Source organism: Ottowia thiooxydans DSM 14619, from assembly GCF_000422885.1.
GTDB classification, from domain to species: domain Bacteria; phylum Pseudomonadota; class Gammaproteobacteria; order Burkholderiales; family Burkholderiaceae_C; genus Ottowia; species Ottowia thiooxydans.
Map to the genome: position 1 here is coordinate 1 of NZ_AUGX01000084.1, position 1627 is coordinate 1627.

A 1627-nucleotide genomic window follows, 5' to 3' on the forward strand; every position below is an offset into this window, starting at 1 on the left:
TGGCACACAACCTACCTTGGCCTGCGAGAGCTGCCAAGGGAAATCAGCACCTTCGAGCTTCAGTCGTTTTTCACGTACAGCCGTACTGAGCGCGAGCTCATCAACGCCCGCCGAAGCAACGCCCACAAGCTGGGTCTGGCACTGCACATAGGTTTCTTGCGCTTGAGCGGGCGCCTGCTGAATTCGGTGCGCATCGTTCCGACAACCCTGTGGCGCCATCTGGGTGACGAAATCGGCATCACTGCTGTTGAACTGGCATCCCTGCGAGCCCTGTATGTTCGCGGTCGAACCCTCTTTGACCATCAACAACTGGCCTGTGATGTCCTGGGGTTTCATTGGATGACGGAGCACCAACGTCGCGCCCTGGTACGCACCCTGCGCGATGAGGTGGCCCGCTGCGCCGATCGGGATCAATTGCTCGTATTCGCTCGGCGCTGGTTGTATCAAAGCAAGATCCTGATCCTGCGCGACCGTGACATCCGTGTCCTGGTCACAGCGGCGCTGGGACAACTCGAAGAAGAAACAGCCAAAACGATTGCGGCATCTGTGCTGCCCGAACAACTGGTGCGCTGGCGGGATGCCATGGCCGCATTGCGCCCGGATGGGCAAACCCAGCAGAGCTGGTTGTGGTCGGCACCGGCCAAACACTCAACCAAACAAATTGGCGAGGTGTTCGAGCGAATCGAACTGCTGTACGCCCTGAATGTCCACAAACACCTGGACGACCTGTCCGGTCTCATTGTGCGGCGCTATGCACGCCGCCTGGCTTCAAGGCCTCCCTCGGTGGGGGCCAGGATCAAAGAACCCGCTCGCACAGTGGAGGTTGGCTGCTTTTTACGGCACTGCCTGTTTACCAGCACAGACCAAGCTATCTTGATGGTTCAGCGGCGCGTTGCCGATCTTTGGCGCACGGTCGCAGCAGGTGTCACGGAGACGGTCAATTGGGCTGACCTGTACAAGACATTGCTGGCAGAGCTGGCTGGTTTGGTCGCCCAGGGTGAACTTCAAGACGCGGAGTTGCGGGCTCGAATTGTTGCCCTGCTCAGTGCCAGCCAGCAAGGCAAACCACCCAGCCGGGCCTCGGTGGTGCGTGAGCGTTTGTTTGACGCCATACGTCCCGTGCGCTCTTTGCTGGCCGAAATCACCAAGCTGCCCTGGCAGGCCAATAGCGAGCACCCGGTGACCACAGCCTTGGCCCAATTGACGAAACTGTACGCGGGCAAACTTCGCGAACTACCTGCTGATGTCAGCGCCCCTCGCTTGGGTTCGGTCTGGAGCGGCGCGATTGCGGGTGCCGACCGGGAGCGCGCGTTTCGGGCCTTGGAGGTGGCCACCCTGTTTGCCCTGCGCCGCGCGGTGCGCAATGGCTCGGTCTGGATTGAGCACAGCCTGAGCTTTCGTGGCCGCGCACGCCTGTTCTTCACTGATGCGCGCTGGCAGGAAGAAGCCAAACGGCACTATGCCCGACTGTCACTGCCAGCCAATGCATCCACACTTTTGAAGCCGTTGCTGGCCAAGGTACGCGCCGGCGTGGAGGCAGTGGCCGTCGCCGCGCGCAGCGGTGTGCTGCGCGTGGACGAAGAACTCCACCTTTCAGTATTGCCGGCAGAGGATGAAGATCCAGAGG

The 1627-nt window shown here is 60.9% G+C and carries 1 protein-coding gene; it reads left to right on the forward strand.

Annotated elements, in window-relative coordinates; all coding sequences use genetic code 11:
• The coding region (locus G518_RS0126365) for a DUF4158 domain-containing protein (RefSeq protein WP_156909556.1) at nucleotides 1-1627 on the forward strand (1627 nt) is incomplete at both ends.